This window comes from Paractinoplanes atraurantiacus (assembly GCF_900215205.1).
GTDB classification, from domain to species: Bacteria; Actinomycetota; Actinomycetes; order Mycobacteriales; family Micromonosporaceae; genus Actinoplanes; species Actinoplanes atraurantiacus.
The window spans coordinates 12,760-32,020 of sequence record NZ_OBDY01000054.1; the positions used below are offsets into that span (position 1 = coordinate 12,760).

Genomic DNA, 19,261 nt, shown 5'->3' on the forward strand with positions numbered 1-19,261 from the left:
AAGGCTAACCTTCCATCGACCGGTTGCACGAGACTGTGCATCGTTTGTTGGCACGTTCTCGTTCTGGTCAGCACGTTTTCGTTCTTGTCAGCGTTCTCGTTCTTGTCAGCACGTTCGTTCTTTCAGCACGTTCGCTCTTGTCAGCGCGTTCTCGTCCTTTGGGGGGATCGGATGGCGGTCGATGTCCGGCTTGCCGGTCCGTCCCGCCGGGTGTGGGTGCTGGTCACGCTGCTCGCGGCGGCGGCCGTGGCGGTGGTGTTGAGCTTGGCGATCGGTGCACAGTGGCTCACTCCCGCCGCGGTGTGGCAGGCGGTCACCGACCCGGACCCGACGGCGCCGGCCACGGCGATCGTCCGCGAGCTGCGCCTGCCCCGCACGGTGCTGGGCGTGCTGGTCGGCTTGGCGCTGGGCGCGGCGGGCGCCCTGATCCAGGGCCACACGCGCAACCCGCTGGCCGACCCCGGCCTGCTCGGCATCTCGGCCGGCGCGTCCTTCGCCGTGGTGATCGGCATCCAGTGGGGTGCCGCCCAGCTCACCGGCTACATCTGGTTCGCGTTCGCCGGCGCCCTGGCCGCCAGCGTGGCCGTCTTCGGCATCGCCTCGGGCCGCCGCGGCGGCCCCACCCCCGTGACGCTGGCCTTGGCCGGCATGGCGATCAGCGCCCTGCTGGCCTCGTTCACCCAGTCCCTGCTCCTGTCGGACGACGCCAGCCTGAACGTCTTCCGCTTCTGGGTGGTCGGCTCCCTGTCGGGCCGCGACGCCGACGTGGCAGTGCAGGTGCTCCCGTTCATCCTGCTCGGACTGCTGCTGGCCTTCGTGAACGCCCCCGCCCTCAACGCCCTGGGCTTGGGCGAGGACGTGGCCCGAGCCCTGGGCCAGCGAGTGACGGCAGCCCGAGTCGTTGGCGTGACAGCCATCGTCCTACTGGCCGGCGCCGCCACAGCAGCCTGCGGCCCGATCGGCTTCCTGGGCTTGATAGTCCCGCACGTGGCCCGCACCTTCACCGGACCCGACCACCGCTGGCTGATCCCGTGCTCAGCCCTGGCCGGCGCCACGCTGCTGCTGCTGGCCGACGTCCTGGGCCGCGTAGTGGTAAGCCCCGGCGAACTCCAAACCGGCATCGTCCTGGCCGCCATAGGCGCCCCTTTCTTCATAGCCCTGGTCCGCCGCCGACAGGGGGTCGTCAAGCTGTGACCAAAGCACCCGCCACACCCGGCGCGCCTGTCGCGCCCGCCGGCTCCGTCACGCCCGGCGTGCCTGTCGCGCCCACCGGCTCCGTCACGCCCGGCGTGCCTGTCGCGCCCGCCGGCCGGCGCGTCGTCCAGGCGGGCCCCTTCTCGGGCACCGTGTCGCCGCGCGCCGTGGCCGTCGGCGCCGCCGGCCTCGTCGCGGCCCTGGCAATAGCCGTCTTCAGCATCGGCCACGGCAGCTTCACGATCGCCCCGGGCGACGTCGTCCAGGTGCTGTTCGGCGGCGGCACCCCGGCCCAGAAGCTCATCGTGCTCGACCTGCGCCTCCCCCGCATCCTGGTCGCGCTGCTCGTGGGCGCGGCCCTGGCCGTCTCGGGCGCGCTCACCCAGACGTTCGCCCGCAACCCACTGGCCAGCCCCGACGTCCTCGGAGTGACCCACGGCGCCTCCCTCGGCGCCGTCGCAGTCATCGTCCTCGGCTACTCCTCCTCCGCTGTGCCCTTCGCCGCCCTGGCCGGGGCTCTGGTCACCGCCGTCCTCGTCTACGTCCTGGCCTGGCGCCGCGGCATCGACGGCTTCCGCCTGGTGCTCGTAGGCATCGGCGTCGGCGAGATCCTCACCGCCGGCATCTCCTGGTTCCTGGTCCGCGCCGAGATCGTCGACGCCACCCGAGCCACGATCTGGCTCAACGGCTCGGTGGCCGGCGCCGAATGGGCCCAGGTCCGCCCCCTCTCCCTAGCCCTGGTGGTCCTCCTCCCGTTGGCCGCCGCCACCGCTTTCACCCTCCAGGCGATGCAGTTCGACGACGACGTGGCCCAGGCCCTGGGCATACGCCTCCAACTGGCCCGCCTGGCAGTGGTGCTGACCGCCGTAGCCCTGGCCGCAGCCGCCGTGGCCGCAGCCGGCCCCATCGAGTTCGTAGCCTTCGTAGTCCCCCAGATCGCCCTCCGTCTCTGCGGCGGCTCCCGCCCACCGCTGGTGGTCTCCGCCATCCTCGGCGCCCTGCTGGTCGTGGCCGCCGACCTGGCCGCCCGCACAGTCCTACCCGACCGCGAACTGCCGGTAGGCCTGGTCACCGCGATCGTCGGCGCCCCCTACCTGCTGTGGTTGCTCGTACGCGTCAATCGAAGGGTTTCCGCATGACCGTCCTGACGACCGAGGAGCGTCACCGATGACCGCGGCCAACGACGAGCACCTCCCCGCACAGCCGACCGAGCACCTCCCCGCACAGCCAGCCGAGCACCTCCCTGCACAGCCAGCCGCGCATCTCCCCGCACAGCCAGCCGTGCGGTCCGCTACCGTCCAGGCCTCGCCCGAGCCGGCCATCTCAGCCCCCGCTCCCGCCCTCGCCCTCGGCCGCGCCGGCGCGGCCGAATCGCGGGAGCCGCGGCTGCGGGCGCGCGGCCTACGGCTCGGCTACGGCGAGGACATCGTCGTGGACGGGCTCGACCTGGACATCCCGGACGGCGCAATCACCGCGGTGGTCGGGCCGAACGGCTGCGGCAAGTCGACCCTGCTGCGCGCCCTGGGCCGCCTGCTGCGCCCCCGCGACGGTGAGGTGCTCCTCGACGGTCAGCGCATCGACAAGATGCCCACCCGCGAGGTCGCCCGCATCATCGGCATGCTGCCCCAGAGCCCTGTCGCGCCCGACGGCCTGACGGTCGCCGACCTGGTCATGCGGGGCCGGCACCCGCACCAGAACTGGTTCCGCCAGTGGTCGCCCACCGACCAGAGCATCGTCACCGAGGCCCTCGAGTGGACCGACATGCGCGAGCTGGCCGAGCGCCCGGTGGACGCCCTCTCCGGCGGCCAGCGCCAACGAGCCTGGATCTCCATGGCCCTGGCCCAAGGCACGGAGGTCCTGCTGCTGGACGAGCCCACGACATATCTGGACCTGAGTCACCAGATCGACGTGCTCGACCTGGTGGACCGCCTCCATCGGGAACGCGACCGCACCATCGTCATGGTGCTGCACGACCTCAATCTGGCCGCCCGTTACGCTCACCACGTGGTGGCCATGAAGGACGGCCGCATCGTCGCGCAGGGCACTGCCGAGTCGGTCTTCACGGTGGAGCTGCTGGCCGACGTGTTCGGGCTGGCGGCACTGGTCGTCCCCGATCCGGCGACGGGAACGCCGCTGGTGGTGCCCCTACCGCGGTCCTCATAGTCTGTCCTCCTGTCGTTCCGTCTTTGGCGCCTCCGAAGCTTCACAGCCCGGGCTTCGTCTGTCGTCATACCTGGGTCGGTCATACCGTGGTCTGACGACTTCCCCGGCCCTTCTCCGTACCTTCGTCGGCAACACCTTTCCGACGTGAGGGGCGGCGATGAGGGCACTTGTTCGGCGGATCTCCGCGGCGACGCCGCCAGGGCGCGACCGCGGCGTCGACGGGCTGCGCGCCGTCGCGGTGATGGGCGTGGTCCTGGGCCACTGGCTGGTCACCGCGCTCGATACCGCCTTCCATATATCGAGTCCGCTGCACTATGAGCCACGCTTCGTTCCGGTGAGCTGGATGTTCCAGACCCTCGCCGTCTTCTTCCTCGTGGGCGGCCTGATGACCAAGCCCAGGGCGCGGTACGGCCCATGGATCTCGGCTCGCCTGTCCAGGTTGTTCCGCCCGGTCGCCGCCCTGGTGGCCGTGTGGAGTGCGGTCGCGGTTCTCGCGCCCGGATCGCCGTTGCGGCTTGTCTTGAGTCCGTTGTGGTTCCTACTGGTGTTCTCCGCGTTGACGGCCGCCGCTCCCCTTCTCCGCCGCGCCCATCCGGTGTGGCCGCTGGCCACGGTGGCAGCCGTCGACCTCGTCCGGCTCGGCCTCGACGGGCCCGCCGAGCTCGGCTGGGTCAACGTGGCCGCCGGCTGGGCAGTGCCCTTCACGCTCGGCATGGCGTGGGCACGAGGCCGGCTATGCGACCGCACGACCCTCTGGGTATTGCTTCTCGGCGGCGCCGCGGCGACCGTCTTCCTGGTCCGCTGGTGTGGATATCCCGCGTCGATGGTCGGTGTGCCCGGCGATGGCTTCTCCAACCTCGATCCGCCGAGCTTTGCTGCCGTCACGTTCGGCTTGGCTCAGTGCGGCGCCGCCGGTCTCTTGCTCGATCCGTTGCGCCGCTTGCTCTCCCGGCCGGCCGCTTGGGCGCCGGTGGCCCTGACCAATCTGCATGCCATGACAGTCTTTCTTTGGCATCAGACCGCGCTGATAGCCGTGACTGCGGTGGCGCTGACGACGGGCCGACCGGTGCCGGGTCTGCACACCTCACCGACCGGTCCGGGTTGGATCCTGGCCCGGGTGTTGTGGCTGCCCGTGTTCGCCGTGGTCCTCCTGGCGTTCTGCCTCGTCTTCCGCCGGTTCGAGCGTGCTTCCTCAGCTTCGGACCGCGGCCGTCACAGGGAAGTTCTGGTTGAAGACGTCATCCGGGTCGACCTGGCGCTTGATGTCACGCAGGCGGCTGAGGGTGGCCGGCGGGAAGGCTGCCTCGAGCAGCTCGGTGGAGAAGCTGGTCTCGAAGCTGAGGTAGAGCCCCTCCATCATCGGCCGCACCCGTTCCCAGGCCTGGTCGAAGACCGTGCTGGAGACGGCTGTCACCGAGAAGTTCTGGTGGCGGTGAGCGTAGGCGGTGGCATCCGCCGAGACGTCATTGATGGCCCCGCCGGTCGAGCGGATCTGGAGCATCTCGACGGTGCCGGACGTGGCGAGCTCGGCCAGACCGGTGGCGACCGGCTCGTCGAGATGGACGGCGAATCCGGTGTGCGTGGTCGCGCCCTGCTGACCGCGGTGCGGAGCGTGGGTGGCCGCGACCACCCCGGCGTAGGGCACGAGTTGCGCCTGCCGGCCGAGGACGGGTGCGACGGCCGTGAACGGCCCGAAGGCGCGGCCCGCCCGCTCCGGGTCGTCCCCGGCGTAGACGATCGTGGCCAGTGCGAATCCGCCACCCATCAGATAGAGGAAGGCGGAGATCTCCCGCGGCGCCGACTCGACGGTCTCACCCCAGGCGCGCAGGAACCGCGTGACGTCGTCGATCCGGTACTGAAGGGTCGCGTGGCCGACCACCGGCACCCGATCGGCTCGGAAGTCGAACGACGTGACGATGCCGATGTTCGCTCCTGCTCCGCGGACAGCCCAGAAAAGCTCGGGATCGTGCTCGGCGTCGACCCGCCGTGTCGTGCCGTCGGCGGTGACGAGCTCGGCGGCGACCAGATGGTCGATGGTGAGTCCGTGCGCCCGGCCCATGAGGCCGATTCCACCGGTGGTGGCGAGGCCGCCGACGCCGACGTCGCCCGAGTCGCCCGAGCTGATCGCGAGGCCCCACGGGTGCAGCGCGGCCGCGACGTCGCCCCATCGGGCTCCGGGGCCGACGCGGACCAGGTCGCCGCCGGTCCGCTCGACGGTATTCAGGCGGCCGAGGTCGATGACCGTGCCGTCGACGTTGGTGGCGACACTGCTGATCCCGTGGCCACCGCTGCGCACCGACAATGGGCCGCCGGTGTCACGGGCGAGCCGCAAGGCCTCGACGACCTCGGCGGTCGAGGACGGCCGGGCCACGGCGGCCGGTCGGCCCGTGGCGGTGTAGACGTCCCGGACGGCCGGGTAGAGCCGGTCGCCGGGTCTGACAACTTCAAGCATGGGGAAGCTCCTCGAACGGATCCGCCGGAGGGCGGCTCAAGCGGGCCGTGGGCCTTCGGTCAGGTCCACGAAGTAGTGCAGGTCGTCGCCGGTGAGCGGGCTGGTGCCGGCGACAAGCTCGGCGATGTGCGTGCCGACGTGAGTGGCCGGGATCCAGCGGTCGTCATCGACGCCGGCCAGCTGCCGGGCGCGGGTACGGATCACGCCCAGGATCACCTCGTAGACCCGGGGGCCGCGGCCGCCGAGCTCGGCGGCGATCGTCCTGGTCATCGACTTGGTGGCGGCGGCCGTCAGCGCGACGCCGCCGGCGCCGGGGAAAGGAAGGTCGGCGCTGAGGCCGTTGAGCTGGGCGATCATGCCGTCGGGAGCGAGCGCCGGGAGGAAGGAGCGGTAGGCGCGGAAGATCGTGGTCTGGTTCTGGACGATCAGTTCGTCCCACTCGGCGTCGGTGAGCGCGAGCAGCGGCTTGCGGCCCTGCCGGCCCCAGTCGGCGACGCTCAGCACAACACCGGCGAGCGGGCCGTACGTGGTCTTCAGCTCGGCCGTGCGCTCGCCGAGCGCCGGGTCGAGCAGATCCAGGGTCTCGCCGTGCAACCGCGGGTCGCCGACACGAGCGGTGAAGTCGTCGAGCGTGCTCTGCCGCCGTGACGTGACGACGACGGTGGCGCCCCTGTCCAGCAGGGTGCGGGTGACGCCTTCGCCGACGCCGCCGGCGCCGCCGATGACCAGCACGGTCTGGCCGGTGAGGTCGGTGTCCGATGTCGCCCAAGCGGGCGACGCGATGGTAGTGGTTGTGCTCATTTGCTGTGCTCAGCTTTCTTCTGCACGTGGTCGAGCAAGGTCTGAAGGGTGGTGTCGAGATGGTCGAGCTGCTCCGGGTCGAGGGCCTCGGTGAACCAGCTCTGGGCCGAGCGCAGATGGGGTCCGAGCGCCTTGCGGTAGGCGGTGCGGCCCTCATCGGTCAGGGCGACCACGGCGGCCCGGCCGTCGCCGGCCTCGCCACGGCCCCGCCGCACGAGACCGCGCTCCTCCATGCGCCGGAGCTGATGGGAGAGGCGGCCCGTGTCCCAGCCCAGCGCCCGGGCACATCCGGTGGAGCGCATGGTTCCCTCGGGTGCCGAAGCGAGCTGGGCGAGCACGGTGAAGTCGGCCTCCGACAGCTGGGCGTCCGCCCACAGGTCCCGGCCCACCTCTCGGCGCACGATCTCGCCCAGAACGATGAAGTTCTGCCACACACGCCGCTCCGCGGCTGTCATTCTTCCTGACACGTCAGCAAACCTAGAACTTTGCTGTCACGTCAGCAAGTGATCTGCATCGCTAGTCAGTGAAAGGGGGCACCGATGGTCAGACGGCGGGGGCGCTGACGGTCAGGACGCCGGCTGTCGCGTTCAAGTGGGCGTGAACTCCCAGGCCTATGGCGATCTGTTCGGCGCCGTGGCCGATGGGAAGGCCGCCGAGGACGGGGATGCCCAGTCGGCCCAGCTCGGCGGACAAGTAGTCGATCACCGGAGGGCTCGGGTCGGGGTCTGTGCAGTCGGTGAACTGGCCTACGGCCACGCCCGCGAGGTTGTCGAGCCAGCCTGCTCGACGTAGGTGGACCAGCATGCGGTCGACTCGGTACGGCTCCTCGTTGACGTCCTCCAGCAGGAGGATGGCGCCGGTGGTGTCGGGGGCGTGTGGGGTGCCGATCGTGGAGGTCAGCATGGCCAGGTTGCCGCCCAGCAGGGTGCCCTCGGCTGTTCCGGGGACGCGAACGGGGAAGGTGTCCTCCGCCTTGTCGGCGACGACCTGGACCGGGGTCGATGTCATGAGGGCTTGGCGCAGGGCCTGAGCGGAAGGGGTGTCGGGGCCGCGGTCGAGTTGGCCGGCGGTGGGGCCGTGGACGGTGGCAAGGCCGGTTTCGTGCCAGAGGGCCAGATGAAGGGCGGTGATGTCGGAGAAGCCGGCGATCAGCTTAGGGTCGGCGCGGACGGCGTCGAAGTCGACGGCGTCGACTATGCGCTGCATGCCGTAGCCGCCGCGGAGACACAGGATGGCGCGTACGGCAGGGTCGCGCAAGGCCGCGTTCAGGTCGGACAGGCGCTGCTCGTCGGTGCCGGCCAGGTTTCCGTGCCGGCTGTGGGCGTTGGCGCCTACTCGGGCCCGGAGGCCCCACTTCTCGAGGGCGCTGATGGCGGCCTCGGTTCGTGCCGGGTCGATGGCGCCCGAGGGCGACACCAGCGCTACGAGGTCCCCGGCTACCAGACGCTGCGCTTGGATCATGGGCCGCAGCCTACGCCGCGGCCGGGAAAGGGCACGGCCGGAAAGGGGCGCGGCGGGAAACGGGCACGGCCGGAAAGGGGGCGGCGGCAAAGAGGCGCGGCCGGAAGAGACGCGGTGGGAAACGGGCGCGGCGGGAAACGGGGGGCCGTCAGAGGCTGAGGTCGGTCACGACTGCGAAGTGGTCGGACGGGTGGTGGCCGTTGATCGGGTGGTTGCCGGCCAGGAAGGCCCGGCCGACTGCCAGGGGGCCGTTCGTGCGGGCCAGGATGTGGTCGATGCGGCGGTCGATCTGCTTGGTGGCCTCCAAGGGGGCCTGCGGCACGGCCGAGCTGAGCGTCACCGCGTTCGGGTCGGCGCCGGCCGCCTGCCACGTGTCGGTCAGGGCGGCCAGCAGCGGTGCCATCTCCGGCTGGTCCACGGCGGCGTTCAGGTCGCCCAGCACCAGCACCGGGAGGTCGCTTGCTGTTGCCAGCTCGGCCACGGTCCGTGCCTGGATCATCTGGTCCTGCGCGTAGCGCGGCTCCCACTCGATGCACGTGACGATGGCGCGGAAACGGCCGTCGACCACCGCCGACAAAGCCGTGGGCGGTGGGCCGGCGCGCTGCGGATGCGGCAGCTCGTGCACCGTGACCTCCGACAGCGCCCACCGGCTGATCAAGCCGATGCCCATCTCGATCCCGGCCTGCGACGGCTCCTCCGGCGGGACCGGAACGGGTGGCAACGACGTCGGCGCGAACGCCGCGTGGGCCAGGCCCAGGCGGTCGGCGAGGAGTTGTGGCTGCGTGGTTCCCTCACCGGCCCACGTTTCACAGAAGCCGGCCAGGTCCGGTTGTACGGTCCTCAAGGTCGCCACGATGCCGGCCTCGCGCTCCCGCCACGCGCCGCCGAAGCGCCACCACAGGTTCCACGCGAGGACTCGCATCACTACTTCCGGCGGAACCAGCCCCGGTTGCGGGGAACCCTGGGGCGGGCCTCGCACTCCTTGCACTGCGCGGCCACGGTGAGCTGATCGGCCATCAGCGCCGAGTGGGAGCGGCAGATGCGCCGCCCGCAGTCGGCGCAGCGGCGATGCGTCACCACATTGCACTTCACGCCCGAGCTGAGGGGAAGCTCGCAACCCAGCACAATCAGTGATCTAGTCACAGGGCGCAGTGTGCCAGGCACATGAAGATCAGTCCAGAGGTCTTGCAAAAGGGTCAACCGGATGCAATTTGCACGGACCCGTATGGTGGTGATGATGGCACAGAACGACTCTCTCGAGCTCGCCCGGCAGATGACGGTCCTGGGCGCGCTGGGCCGGGTGCTGCGGCGGGCGGTCCGCCGGGTCGCCTCGGTCGACCGCCTCTCCATGGCGCAGGTCGAGGTGCTGCGCACCGTCGAAGCCAATCCGGGCATCGGTACGCGGGCGGCGGCCGAGCAACTGCAGCTCGTCCCGAACACGGTCTCGACGATCATCGGCGAGCTCGTGACGGCGGGGCTGATCACCCGCGTACGGGATGAGGCCGATCGTCGTGTCGCCCGCCTGAACCTGACCGCCCAGGGTGAGAAACACCTGGCCTCCTGGGGCGAGACCCAGGACTCGGTACTCGGCGCGGCGCTGGAGCGGCTCGACGAGGCCGACCGGAACGCTGTGCGGGAGGCGCTACCCGCGGTCCGGCGGCTCCTGGCCGTGCTCGAGACGGACAGCACCGACGCGAGGGACGGCACCGACGCGAGGGACCGCACCGACGCGAGGGACCGCACCGACGCGAGGGACGGCGCAGACTCCAAGGACGGCGCCGACTCTTAGAGAGCTCTTAGTCTCGTTTACTTGAGCCTTCATCTAACCGGGTCATGGTGGGCTCATGACGATCACGGCCAGACCCGGCGCCGGCCACGCACAGGCGCCACCCCGATCCGGGCCTTCCGCGACGCCACGCTGGTGGGGTGACGCCGGTGGCGTCGCCGCCGGCACGACGCTGCTCGTGGTGACCGCGCTCTGGGTCAGCCACGGCGGACTGCAATCGGTGGGGAACGGCGGCGCGGGCGCCGTCTCCTCGGCCGGCCGCCTCTTCGGGCTGTGGGCCTCCGACCTGCTGCTGTTGCAGGTGCTGACGATGGCCCGGATCCCGATGGTGGAGCGCGCCTTCGGCCAGGACAAGCTGGCCCGCTGGCACCGCTGGTCGGGCTTCACCTCGTTGTGGATGATGATCGCGCACATCGTGCTGATCACCATCGGCTACGCCGGCACCGCCCGGGCCAACCCGTTCGCCCAGCTATGGACCATGATCGGGAACTTCCCGGGGATGCTGCTGGCCACGGCGGGCACGCTCGCCCTGGTCATGGTGGTGGTCACGTCGATCCGGGCCGCTCGGCGCCGCCTGCGGTACGAGTCGTGGCACCTGCTGCACCTCTACGCGTACCTGGGCGCCGGTCTGGCCCTGCCGCACCAGCTCTGGTCGGGCTCCGACTTCGTCGGCTCGGCCTGGGCCGCCACGTATTGGTGGACGCTGTGGGGCGTGGCCGCCGGGGCCGTGCTGCTCTTCCGGCTCGGCCTGCCGCTGCTGCGCAACCGCCGCCACCGCCTCGTGGTGGACCGCGTGGTCACCGAGGGACCGGGCCTCACCTCGGTCTACCTCACGGGGCGTGACCTCGGCCGGCTGCCGGCGCGGGCCGGGCAGTTCTTCCAGTGGCGCTTCCTGGACGGGCCGGGCTGGACCAGGTCGCACCCGTTCTCGCTGTCGTCCGCGCCGGACGGCGAGAGCTTGCGCATCACGGTCAAGGACTCAGGTGACGGCAGCTCGCGCGTGGCTTCGCTCAAGCGCGGGACGCGCGCGCTGATCGAGGGGCCCTACGGAAAGCTGACCGGCGAGTCGTACCAGGGCGGGCCGGTCGTGCTGCTCGCCTGCGGCATCGGCATCACGCCGCTGCTGTCGTTGCTGGGCGAGCTGCCGTACCGCCACGGGCAGGCGACGCTCGTCTATCGCGCCCGCAGCGAGGCCGAGATCGCGTTCCGGCCCGAGCTCGAATGGTTCGCGGCCAAGCGCGGCGTGTCCGTGAGATACCTGGTCGGGCCGCGCGCGGCGGACGGCTCGTGGCTGCCGGCCGGCCACCGCGACACCGACGTGGACGCGCTGCGCCGCCTGGCCCCGGCCGTCGGCAAGGCCGACGTCTACCTGTGCGGGCCCGACGCCTGGACCGAGGCCGCGCAGAGCGCCGCCCGGGCCGCCGGGGTGCCCGCCGCCCGCCTGCACACCGAACTCTTCTCCTGGTAAGCGAGGACCCCTGATGCGCCGAATCACCCTGTGGGCGTTCTCCACGATCGCCGCCCTCGTGCTGCTGTTCAGCTACCGGACGAGCACGAACACCCCGGCCACCCCAGCCGCGGCCGAGGCCCCGCTTTCCGAGCCCACCGCAGCGGGAGGAGGGAAGGCGTACGACGGATCGTCCGTCCAGACGCAGTGGGGCCCGCTCCAGGTCCACATCACCGTCGCCGGCGGCAGGATCACCGAGATCACCGCTCCCACCTCCCCCGCCGACAACCCGGCCGACGCGGGCGTGACCGCCGGCGCCCTCCCCCAGCTGCGCGAGCAGGTGCTGGCCGCCCAGAGCGCCTCCATCGACGGCGTCTCCGGCGCGACCTTCACCAGCGAGGCCTACAAGCAGTCCCTCCAGGCCGCCCTGGACGCGGCGCACCTCTAGCCTGAACGCACGATGCGAATACTCGTAGTGGATGACGACGCGGCGGTGCGGGACTCCCTGGCCCGCACCCTGCGGTTCGAGGGTTACCAGGTGGACACGGCCGGCGATGGCAAGCAGGCGATCGACGTGGCCAGGTCGGCCGGTCCGGACGCGATGATCCTGGACGTCAGCATGCCCGTCATGGACGGCCTCGAGGCCTGCCGCCGGCTGCGCGCCGAGGGCCTCCTGCTCCCGGTCCTGATGCTGACGGCCCGCGACAGCGTCGGCGACCGGGTCGCCGGTCTCGACGCCGGGGCCGACGACTACCTGGTCAAGCCGTTCGCGCTCCAGGAGTTGCTGGCCCGGATCCGCGCCCTGCTGCGGCGGTCCGCCCTGAACGGTGGCCCGGCCCCCGACGAGCAGCGGCTCACCTTCGGCGACGTCTGGCTCGACGAGGTGACCCGCGAGGTGTGGCGGGGCGATCGGCAACTGCGTCTCACCCGTACGGAATTCGCCATTCTCGAGGCCTTTCTCCGCCACCCGCGGCAGGTGCTGACCCGGGCCGCGCTGTTCGAGCAGGTCTGGGGCTACGACTTCGGCGAGGGCTCGAACAGCATCCACGTCTACCTCGGCTATCTACGCCGCAAACTGGAGGCCGCGGGCGAGCCGCGACTGCTGCACACCGTGCGCGGGGTGGGTTTCGTGCTCCGCGAGGACCCATTGTGACGCTGCACACCCGCCTCTCGCTGATGGTGGCGTGTGCGGTGGCGGCGGCCGTCGTCGTCATGGCCGGCGCGGCCCTGCTCACCGTGGCCGCCTTGCAGGCGCACCAGCTCGAGGCCGCCCTCAACTCCGACGCACGGTCGATCGCGGCCGCGCCCAGCGAGTGGCAGGACATCCAGGAGGGCATGCCCAAGGGCTACGACCATCACAAGCCGCTCGGCCCGACGTGGCAGCTGCTGGACACCGACGGCGCGATCGTCAGCGGCTCGGCCGAGGTGCTGCCGGTGACCGCCGCGGCCAAACAGATCGCCGCGGGCCAGCGGCCACCCTTCCAGGAGGAGGTGATCATCGATGGGGACCATCATCAGATGCTCACCGTGCCGGTCAAGTACGGCGGCGGCGCCGTCCAGGTGGCCATCAATCAGGAACGGACGCGCGATCTGCTCACCCTGCTGGCCGGGGCGCTCGCCGCGGTCTGCGTGCTCGGGATCGCGGGGGCGGCCTGGCTCGGGCGGGTCGTGGCCCGGGCCGGACTGGCGCCGGTCGAGAAACTGACCGAGTCCGTCGAGCAGGTCGCCGTCACCACCGACCTCACGAAGCCGGTCGAGGTGTCCGGGGTCGACGAGATCGCCCGGCTCGGCCGGTCGGTGAACACGATGCTGGCGGCGATCGACTCGGCCCGGCGGGCGCAGCGCACCCTGGTCGAGGACGCGGGGCACGAGCTTCGCACGCCGCTCACGAGTATCCGTACAAACGTGGAATTGCTCCTGGAAGTCGAACGACGGCCGGAACTGGCGCACCGGCTGCCGCCCGAGGAGCGGGCGTCGCTGCTGGAAGACCTCGACGCGCAGGTGCGCGAGCTGGCCACCCTGACCACGGAGCTGGTCGAGCTGGCGCGGGAGGAGACGACCCGGGAGGACGTCGAACCGGTCGAGCTGGCCGACGTCGTCACCGCGGCGGCCAACCGCGTGCGTACGAGAGCACCCGGTCTTGTCTTCACGACCGACCTCTCCCCCGCCACCGTGATGGGACGGCCGGGCGAGCTGGAGCGCATGGTCGTCAACATCCTCGACAACGCCGCCAAGTGGAGCCCGGCCGGCGCCACCGTCGCCACCGCCCTGCGCGCCGACGGGCCGCACTGGTGGGCGCTGACCGTGGCCGACGAAGGCCCCGGCATCGCGGCCGACGACCTGCCGCACGTGTTCGACCGGTTCTACCGGGCGCCGGCTGCCCGTTCGATGCCGGGCTCGGGACTGGGCCTGGCCATCGTCGCCCAGACCGCGACCCAGCACGGCGGCACGGTCGCCGCGTCCGCGAACGAGCCGCACGGCACGGTCGTGACGGTCCGGCTACCCCGCTAGATCGTCGAGCCAGTCGCGGCTGGCCCGGGCCACCCGGGCCGGCACGTTCAGCGAGTCGAGCAGGTCGGCGGCGGCCGCCATCTCCTCGCGGCGGCGCACGGCGTGCCGGCGTGAGCCCTCGACGACGCGGTCGAGGGTGGCGGCGTCGCTGCGGACGAACTCGTTGCGGATGTTCTCGCTCAGCCACTCCTCGAGGCCGGCCGCCCTCGCCGCGGCCAGGGCCTCGGTCACGGCGGCCGACATGCCTTTGTAGAAGACGCTGCGCAGCAGTTTGCGGGTGGCCGCGGCGCCGACCGGCCCCTCGATGACCTGGATGTCGGCGCCGTATCCCGACAGAGTCTCGGCGAAGACAAAGGCACCGGGCCCGCTGGCGGTCATCGGGGTTTTCAACCCACGGCCGGGCACGGGCGCCATCAAAGCCACGTCCACGACCTCGACCGCCCCGTCCGCCGCCGCGAACAACTGCTCCTTCAGACCGGGCGCCGACGTGTTCAGATCGGCCCACAGCGTCCCCGGGCGGCACGCCGGCAGCGACTGCCGCAACGCGTCGAGGGCCTGACTCGCGCTGTTCACGCTCAACACCAGGCCGGCCTCGCGGCAGGCGTCAGCGTCACTCTCCTTCTGGTGTACGCCGTCAGGCGCACCCACCAGCGGATCGAACCCGTGGACCGTGGCCCCCGCGGCCACCAGATCGGCCGCGATCCGGCCGCCGGCCTCGCCGAGACCCAGGACAGCGATGATCACGCCGGCCCGCCCAGGTAGTCGATGGAGCGCAGCGCCTCGATGACGCTGGCGATGTGCTCGCGCATCGCGTTCTCGGCCGCCTTGGCGTCACGGTCGCGGATGGCCGCGATGACCCGCTCGTGCTGCGGCAGCGACGTCTGCGGGCGGCCCGGCAGCAGCGACAGCATGAACTGGTGGCGCACCAGCTGGCCGCGCAGCGTCTCGACGATCCGGTCGGCCGTGCCGTGCCCGGCGATGGCCCGGACCAGGGCGTGCAGGCGCTGGTTGAGGTCGCTGTACGCCCTGTACTCCCCCTCGGCCACGGCCGCCCGCATGAGCCGGCCGATCTCGTCGAGCTCGCCGGCCTGATCGTCGGTGACCCGCTCGGCGGCGCGCGCGGCGATCAGGCCCTCGACCACCATGCGTACCTCAGTGATTTCGACGGCTTCGTCGATCGACACCTTGCGCACGTGGGCGCCGCGGTTGCGCTCCATCTGGACCAGGCCCTCACCGGCCAGATCTTGCAGGGCGGCGCGCACGTTGAAGCGGCTGGCCGCGAACCGCTCGATCAGCTGGGCCTCGACGAGCCGTTCGCCGGGCAGGTACTCACCGCGGAGGATCGCCTCGCGCAACCCGTCCCTCGCCTGGGCGGCGGCCGTTCCTCGATGCTTCTCGGGCTGCATCAGCGCAGCCTATCGCACCGCGCTGACAAGATTGTCAACAATCCCCGTGGTGTCCGATCGAGGACGCATCGACGCCGCCGGATCGTCCTGGGTGGAGTGTGTGTCGATGAGGAAGACCTGGATCGTGGTCGCGCTGAGTCTGGTGGGTGGCTTCGCGGGCGCTCAGGCGCCGGTCGACATCGACAGTGTGCGGGTGTGGAACGGATTCGCCCTCGACGCCGTACGGGTCACGCGGGCCACCGACGCCGACGCGGCCCGCATGTACGCGATGGTCAACGTCGCGATGTACGACGCGGTCAACGGGCTCGCCGGAGCGCGGGCCCGGACCGCCGCCCTCGTCCCCGGCCCGGGTCCGCGCAACGCCGACCCGCAGGCCGCCGCCGCGGCGGCCGCGCACGAGGTGCTCATCGCCCTCGACCCGGCCCGCGCCGCCACCTACGACGCCCGGCTCGCGGCCGACCTGGCCCGCCTCACCAGGCCACAGTCCGGCGCGGCCTGGGGCCGGCACGTCGGTCAGGCCGTCGTTTCGGTGCGGACCAACGACGGCTCGACGCCGGTCGAGTCCCAGCCCGCCGGCGAGGGCCCGGGCGTCTTCCGGGCCGCCTGGTCGGGCACCCAATATCGCCATGTGCAGCCGTTCGCCGTGGCCGACCCGGGCCGCTACATCCCGGCCGGGCCGCCCGCGCTGACCAGCGTGCCCTACGCGGCCGCGCTGGCCGAGGTGGCGATCCTGGGCGACGCCGCCCGGCCCGACCCCGACCTGCTGGCCACCTATCAATACTGGTCACTGCCGGCCGGCTCCGACCAGCCGCCCGGCGAGTGGCTGCGGATCGGCCTGGAGGTCGCCACGGCTCGCCACCTGCCGCTGGCCGAGCAGACCCGGCTGACCGCGCTGCTGAGCATGGGCCTGGCCGACACGACGGTCGCCACCGTCGGCACGAAGTACCAGTACCGCCATTGGCGCCCGACGACAGCGATCCGCGAGACGACCGATCCGACGTGGTCCGCCCGAGCCGGCAGCGTCGGCGGCACCCCCGAGTACACCTCGGGCCACAGCTCCTACAGCGGCGCCGGCGCGGCCGTCCTGGCCGGCTACTTCTGCGACGACGCCGTCGCCTTCACCCACGTCACCGATTCGGCGCCGGGCGGCGCCGCCCGCTCCTACCCCGGTTTCTCGGCGGCGGCTTCCGAGGCCGGACGTTCCCGGGTGTACGGCGGTCAGCACTTCGAGTTCAGCAATCAGGCCGGCCTGTCCACGGGCCGGGGCGTGGCGGCCGAGGTGCTGGCTACCCGCCTGCTGGTCCGGCACGGCCCGACCCACGTGGGCGCCTGCCCGCGCTGATCCGGGCCACGGCGTCACCGGCGGCGGCCCGCGTCATCGGCAGCAGCGGGCTCGACGCCATCAGGCTCAGGTCCTCGGCCCACGAGGTGGTGCCGTCGAGGAAACGCAGCACGCGCTCGGCCGGGTTGCGGTCGAAGAGGCGGTCGAAGAAGGCGACACCGTCTGTTAAGCCGCGGTCGAGCGCCCGCAACTGCACGGCGTCCATCCACCGGTGACGGGCCGGATAAGGAGGTTTCGGTACGGGGGGACGGCCGTCCGCGAGCGCGCGGGCGACGTCCTCGGCCTGCCGGGCCATCGCGGAGAACGTGAACCCGGTCGACGGCCTCGTGGCACCGCCGGCGGTCCCGAGGCGTACCACCCGAGGGGTCGGCCTGGCGTCGAAGACGCCGTCGGTCATCGGGATGACGCCGTCCTCGACCTCGCGGACCCGCAGCGCCCCCAGGTCGAGGCCGATCAGGTCGGCGTAGGCGCGCAGGGCGGCGTCGTAGGCGTCGCCGTCGAGCACGGCCGGCGAGAACTCGGTGTACTCGACGAGCGCGAACCGGTCGCTGACCGGCAGCACATAGCCGAAGGAGACCCCACGGGCCGGTTGCGGCGTACGGAAATCCATCAGCACCGCCCGCCCCGGATCGAAGACCGGCGCGTCGGCCTCCAGCCACCAACCGCGGAAGTGCTGAAGCCAGTTCGTGCGCCCCGGGCGGGCCGGCTGGCGGGGCCGCGAGTCGAGCGCCCAGCCCGCCCGCACCAGGGCATTGCCGTCCGGACCGGTGACGACGACCCGGTCGCCGTCGTCGACCACCCGCCCGGCCGGCGCGGTGATCCGCACGGCGCCGAGCCGCTCCTCGACACCGGCGGCCAGCTCGTAGAGCGGCGCCGACCGCAACATGGCGTACCGCAAAGGCTGAAGCGCAAGCACCCGCCGCCGCTCCGGCGTCACCACATCGACTTCGTCCCAGCTCGCGCTCAAAAGGGGGTCGAGGGCCGTGCCGGGCGTCCCCCAGAACGCCCACGTGCGGTCCTGGCCGCGCTTGCGCACAGGATCGACGATCGCCAGCCGCACGCCGGACAGCCGTTGCCGCCCGAGGGCGGCCAGCACGAGCGAGGCCGCTCCCCCACCACCCACCAGAACCAGGTCGACGTCCGGAGCGATCACCAGTCCCACCCTATCGGGCGGTCACCGCGACCGAACCCGACCCCGGCATGCTCGCCGAGCTGCGCAAACACGTCCCGGTCGAGACCATCCAAGCCACCTTCGAGGAGCTGCCGCTCGGCAAGCGCTACGACCTGGTGTACGCGGCGGCCTCCCGAACGCCGCCTCATGCTGACCCCCGGCGACTACATCCAGCACCTCGCGACGATCTCCGCCTACCTGGAGATGCCCACTTCGCTGTTCACCCGCATCGAGCAGGTGCTTCCCGAGGCCGTCGACATCACCGCCGACATCACTGTCCATCTAGCCCAGACCGAACGCACTGGAATGCCATAACAACTTTTACCGAACAACTTCCGGAATATTTCATAACCTGCGACATGGCCGTACGCAGCACTTTCGCAGGCAGAGGTGCTCGCTGAAGTCCCGTCGCCGGGAGAAACTTCCGAAACATCTCCGAAACCTATTGTTCGCGGATGACCACCCTGCCTAGCATCGCTCCACATTGAAATGCATCCATGCCCTGCTCGGATGCGGACGCAAGAGTGGAGGGGCCATGGTGGCAGGTAGCGGACGGTCGCGGGGAATGCGGACCGTGGTCGCAGCCGCCGTCTCGGCGGCCGCCGTCGCGGTGGGCATGATCGCGATGATTCCGGGCGCGAGCGCCGCGGAAAGCACCCTGGGCGCCGCGGCCGCGCAGTCGGGCCGGTACTTCGGCACGGCCATCGCCGCCAGCCGGCTCAGCAACTCCACCTACAGCACCATCGCCGGGCGCGAGTTCAACATGATCACGGCCGAGAACGAGATGAAACCGGACGCCACCCAACCCCAGCGCGGCCAGTTCAACTTCAGCGCCGGCGACCAGATCTACAACTGGGCCACCCAGCGCGGCCTCAAGGTCCGCGGCCACACCCTCGCCTGGCACGCCCAGCAACCCGGCTGGATGCAAAGCCTCAGCGGCAGCAGCCTGCGCCAAGCCATGATCGACCACATCAACGGCGTCATGGCCCACTACAAAGGCAAACTCGCCGCCTGGGACGTCGTCAACGAAGCCTTCAACGAAGACGGCAGCCGCCGCTCCTCCAACCTGCAAGGCACCGGCAACGACTGGATCGAAGTCGCGTTCCGCACCGCCCGCGCCGCCGACCCGTCGGTCAAACTCTGCTACAACGACTACAACATCGAAAACTGGTCCTACGGCAAGACGCAAGGCGTCTACAACATGATCCGCGACTTCAAATCCCGCGGCGTGCCGATCGACTGCGTAGGCCTGCAAACCCACTTCACCGGCGGCAGCTCCCTGCCCGGCAACTTCCAGACCACCCTGTCCAGCTTCGCCGCCCTCGGCGTCGACGTCGCCCTGACCGAGGTCGACGTCACCAACGCCTCCACCTCCCAGTACGCCGGACTCACCCAAGCCTGCCTCAACGTGCCCCGCTGCATCGGCATCACCGTCTGGGGCGTGCGCGACAGCGACTCCTGGCGCTCCAGCGAAAACCCGCTGCTGTTCGACGGCAACGGCAACAAGAAAGCCGCCTACACCTCGGT

20 protein-coding genes and 1 pseudogene are annotated in these 19,261 nt (G+C 71.2%); 12 read left to right on the plus strand and 9 right to left on the minus strand.

Features of this window, described 5'->3' with window-relative positions:
• Positions 1–171: 171 nt before the first annotated feature.
• The 4 genes and pseudogenes from CRP55_RS50335 to CRP55_RS50350 all read left to right on the plus strand — a co-directional run.
• Positions 172–1,194, plus strand: coding sequence for a FecCD family ABC transporter permease (locus tag CRP55_RS50335; protein WP_097329235.1), 1,023 nt, complete (start codon positions 172–174; stop codon positions 1,192–1,194).
• Positions 1,191–2,333, plus strand: a complete 1,143-nt coding sequence (locus tag CRP55_RS50340) for a FecCD family ABC transporter permease (RefSeq protein WP_281260875.1) — start codon at positions 1,191–1,193, stop codon at positions 2,331–2,333. Before CRP55_RS50335 ends, CRP55_RS50340 begins: the two co-directional genes overlap by 4 nt.
• A gap of 247 nt (positions 2,334–2,580) precedes the next feature.
• Entirely contained in the window at positions 2,581–3,357 is a 777-nt protein-coding gene (locus CRP55_RS50345; RefSeq protein WP_245924015.1) for an ABC transporter ATP-binding protein, read from the plus strand.
• A gap of 157 nt (positions 3,358–3,514) precedes the next feature.
• Positions 3,515–4,519 (plus strand): annotated as a pseudogene (locus CRP55_RS50350) (acyltransferase family protein); the annotation flags it as partial.
• A 30-nt stretch (positions 4,520–4,549) separates the two neighbouring features.
• Here the strand turns inward: CRP55_RS50350 and CRP55_RS50355 are convergent.
• The 6 genes from CRP55_RS50355 to CRP55_RS52665 form a co-directional block, all read right to left on the minus strand.
• Positions 4,550–5,809, minus strand: a complete 1,260-nt coding sequence (locus CRP55_RS50355; RefSeq protein ID WP_097329237.1) for an FAD-binding oxidoreductase — start codon at positions 5,807–5,809, stop codon at positions 4,550–4,552.
• Positions 5,810–5,845: 36 nt separating this feature from the next.
• A complete protein-coding gene (locus CRP55_RS50360) occupies positions 5,846–6,610 on the minus strand; it encodes an SDR family oxidoreductase (protein WP_097329238.1) in 765 nt (254 codons plus the stop codon).
• Positions 6,607–7,077, minus strand: coding sequence for a MarR family winged helix-turn-helix transcriptional regulator (locus CRP55_RS50365; protein WP_143235545.1), 471 nt, complete (start codon positions 7,075–7,077; stop codon positions 6,607–6,609). The genes CRP55_RS50360 and CRP55_RS50365 overlap by 4 nt, the downstream gene beginning before the upstream one ends.
• Positions 7,078–7,153: 76 nt before the next feature.
• Complete coding sequence (locus CRP55_RS50370; protein WP_097329240.1) at positions 7,154–8,071, minus strand: S66 peptidase family protein; 918 nt, start codon at positions 8,069–8,071, stop codon at positions 7,154–7,156.
• Positions 8,072–8,219: 148 nt separating this feature from the next.
• Positions 8,220–8,993 carry an endonuclease/exonuclease/phosphatase family protein gene (locus CRP55_RS50375; protein WP_097329241.1) on the minus strand — a complete coding sequence of 258 codons (774 nt, stop codon included), beginning with the start codon at positions 8,991–8,993 and terminating at the stop codon, positions 8,220–8,222.
• A gap of 2 nt (positions 8,994–8,995) precedes the next feature.
• A complete protein-coding gene (locus CRP55_RS52665) occupies positions 8,996–9,214 on the minus strand; it encodes a hypothetical protein (RefSeq protein WP_143235547.1) in 219 nt (72 codons plus the stop codon).
• 94 nt (positions 9,215–9,308) lie between these two features.
• On the opposite strand from CRP55_RS52665, the gene CRP55_RS50380 reads away from it, so the two are divergent.
• From CRP55_RS50380 to CRP55_RS50400, 5 genes are read left to right on the plus strand one after another with little or no spacing between them, the layout of a single operon-like run.
• Complete coding sequence (locus tag CRP55_RS50380; RefSeq protein ID WP_179855710.1) at positions 9,309–9,860, plus strand: MarR family winged helix-turn-helix transcriptional regulator; 552 nt, start codon at positions 9,309–9,311, stop codon at positions 9,858–9,860.
• A 55-nt stretch (positions 9,861–9,915) separates the two neighbouring features.
• Positions 9,916–11,325 carry a ferredoxin reductase family protein gene (locus CRP55_RS50385; RefSeq protein WP_097329243.1) on the plus strand — a complete coding sequence of 470 codons (1,410 nt, stop codon included), beginning with the start codon at positions 9,916–9,918 and terminating at the stop codon, positions 11,323–11,325.
• A 13-nt stretch (positions 11,326–11,338) separates the two neighbouring features.
• The gene (locus CRP55_RS50390; RefSeq protein ID WP_097329244.1) at positions 11,339–11,752 is read left to right on the plus strand and encodes an FMN-binding protein; all 414 of its coding nucleotides are present in this window, start codon (positions 11,339–11,341) and stop codon (positions 11,750–11,752) included.
• Between the two features lie 12 nt (positions 11,753–11,764).
• A complete protein-coding gene (locus CRP55_RS50395; protein WP_097329245.1) occupies positions 11,765–12,457 on the plus strand; it encodes a response regulator transcription factor in 693 nt (230 codons plus the stop codon).
• The gene (locus tag CRP55_RS50400; protein WP_245924014.1) at positions 12,454–13,815 is read left to right on the plus strand and encodes a HAMP domain-containing sensor histidine kinase; all 1,362 of its coding nucleotides are present in this window, start codon (positions 12,454–12,456) and stop codon (positions 13,813–13,815) included. The genes CRP55_RS50395 and CRP55_RS50400 overlap by 4 nt, the downstream gene beginning before the upstream one ends.
• Here CRP55_RS50400 and CRP55_RS50405 read toward each other — a convergent pair.
• Entirely contained in the window at positions 13,804–14,559 is a 756-nt protein-coding gene (locus CRP55_RS50405; RefSeq protein ID WP_097329246.1) for an NAD(P)-dependent oxidoreductase, read from the minus strand. The two genes, CRP55_RS50400 and CRP55_RS50405, sit on opposite strands and share 12 nt — an antisense overlap.
• Positions 14,556–15,221, minus strand: coding sequence for a GntR family transcriptional regulator (locus tag CRP55_RS50410; RefSeq protein WP_097329247.1), 666 nt, complete (start codon positions 15,219–15,221; stop codon positions 14,556–14,558). Before CRP55_RS50410 ends, CRP55_RS50405 begins: the two co-directional genes overlap by 4 nt.
• A gap of 106 nt (positions 15,222–15,327) precedes the next feature.
• Between CRP55_RS50410 and CRP55_RS50415 the strand changes: the two genes are divergently transcribed.
• Complete coding sequence (locus CRP55_RS50415; protein WP_097329251.1) at positions 15,328–16,563, plus strand: vanadium-dependent haloperoxidase; 1,236 nt, start codon at positions 15,328–15,330, stop codon at positions 16,561–16,563.
• Here CRP55_RS50415 and CRP55_RS50420 read toward each other — a convergent pair.
• The gene (locus CRP55_RS50420; protein WP_097329250.1) at positions 16,508–17,716 is read right to left on the minus strand and encodes a lycopene cyclase family protein; all 1,209 of its coding nucleotides are present in this window, start codon (positions 17,714–17,716) and stop codon (positions 16,508–16,510) included. The two genes, CRP55_RS50415 and CRP55_RS50420, sit on opposite strands and share 56 nt — an antisense overlap.
• A gap of 165 nt (positions 17,717–17,881) precedes the next feature.
• Here CRP55_RS50420 and CRP55_RS53780 point away from each other — a divergent pair, with 165 nt between their 5' ends.
• Positions 17,882–18,049, plus strand: coding sequence for a hypothetical protein (locus tag CRP55_RS53780; protein ID WP_179855711.1), 168 nt, complete (start codon positions 17,882–17,884; stop codon positions 18,047–18,049).
• A gap of 250 nt (positions 18,050–18,299) precedes the next feature.
• Positions 18,300–19,261 (plus strand): glycoside hydrolase family 10 protein (locus CRP55_RS50430; RefSeq protein ID WP_143235549.1); only part of this gene is annotated, 962 nt, incomplete at its 3' end.

What these genes read in the sequence shown, in the direction of transcription:
- CRP55_RS50335 (WP_097329235.1), top strand. Translation starts at nt 172, where the DNA reads ATGGCGGTCGATGTCCGGCTTGCCGGTCCGTCCCGCCGGGTGTGGGTG.
- CRP55_RS50355 (WP_097329237.1), bottom strand. Translation starts at nt 5,809, where the DNA reads ATGCTTGAAGTTGTCAGACCCGGCGACCGGCTCTACCCGGCCGTCCGG.
- CRP55_RS50360 (WP_097329238.1), bottom strand. Translation starts at nt 6,610, where the DNA reads ATGAGCACAACCACTACCATCGCGTCGCCCGCTTGGGCGACATCGGAC.
- CRP55_RS50370 (WP_097329240.1), bottom strand. Translation starts at nt 8,071, where the DNA reads ATGATCCAAGCGCAGCGTCTGGTAGCCGGGGACCTCGTAGCGCTGGTG.
- CRP55_RS50375 (WP_097329241.1), bottom strand. Translation starts at nt 8,993, where the DNA reads ATGCGAGTCCTCGCGTGGAACCTGTGGTGGCGCTTCGGCGGCGCGTGG.
- CRP55_RS50380 (WP_179855710.1), top strand. Translation starts at nt 9,309, where the DNA reads ATGGCACAGAACGACTCTCTCGAGCTCGCCCGGCAGATGACGGTCCTG.
- CRP55_RS50385 (WP_097329243.1), top strand. Translation starts at nt 9,916, where the DNA reads ATGACGATCACGGCCAGACCCGGCGCCGGCCACGCACAGGCGCCACCC.
- CRP55_RS50390 (WP_097329244.1), top strand. Translation starts at nt 11,339, where the DNA reads ATGCGCCGAATCACCCTGTGGGCGTTCTCCACGATCGCCGCCCTCGTG.
- CRP55_RS50395 (WP_097329245.1), top strand. Translation starts at nt 11,765, where the DNA reads ATGCGAATACTCGTAGTGGATGACGACGCGGCGGTGCGGGACTCCCTG.
- CRP55_RS50410 (WP_097329247.1), bottom strand. Translation starts at nt 15,221, where the DNA reads ATGCAGCCCGAGAAGCATCGAGGAACGGCCGCCGCCCAGGCGAGGGAC.
- CRP55_RS50415 (WP_097329251.1), top strand. Translation starts at nt 15,328, where the DNA reads ATGAGGAAGACCTGGATCGTGGTCGCGCTGAGTCTGGTGGGTGGCTTC.
- CRP55_RS53780 (WP_179855711.1), top strand. Translation starts at nt 17,882, where the DNA reads ATGCTGACCCCCGGCGACTACATCCAGCACCTCGCGACGATCTCCGCC.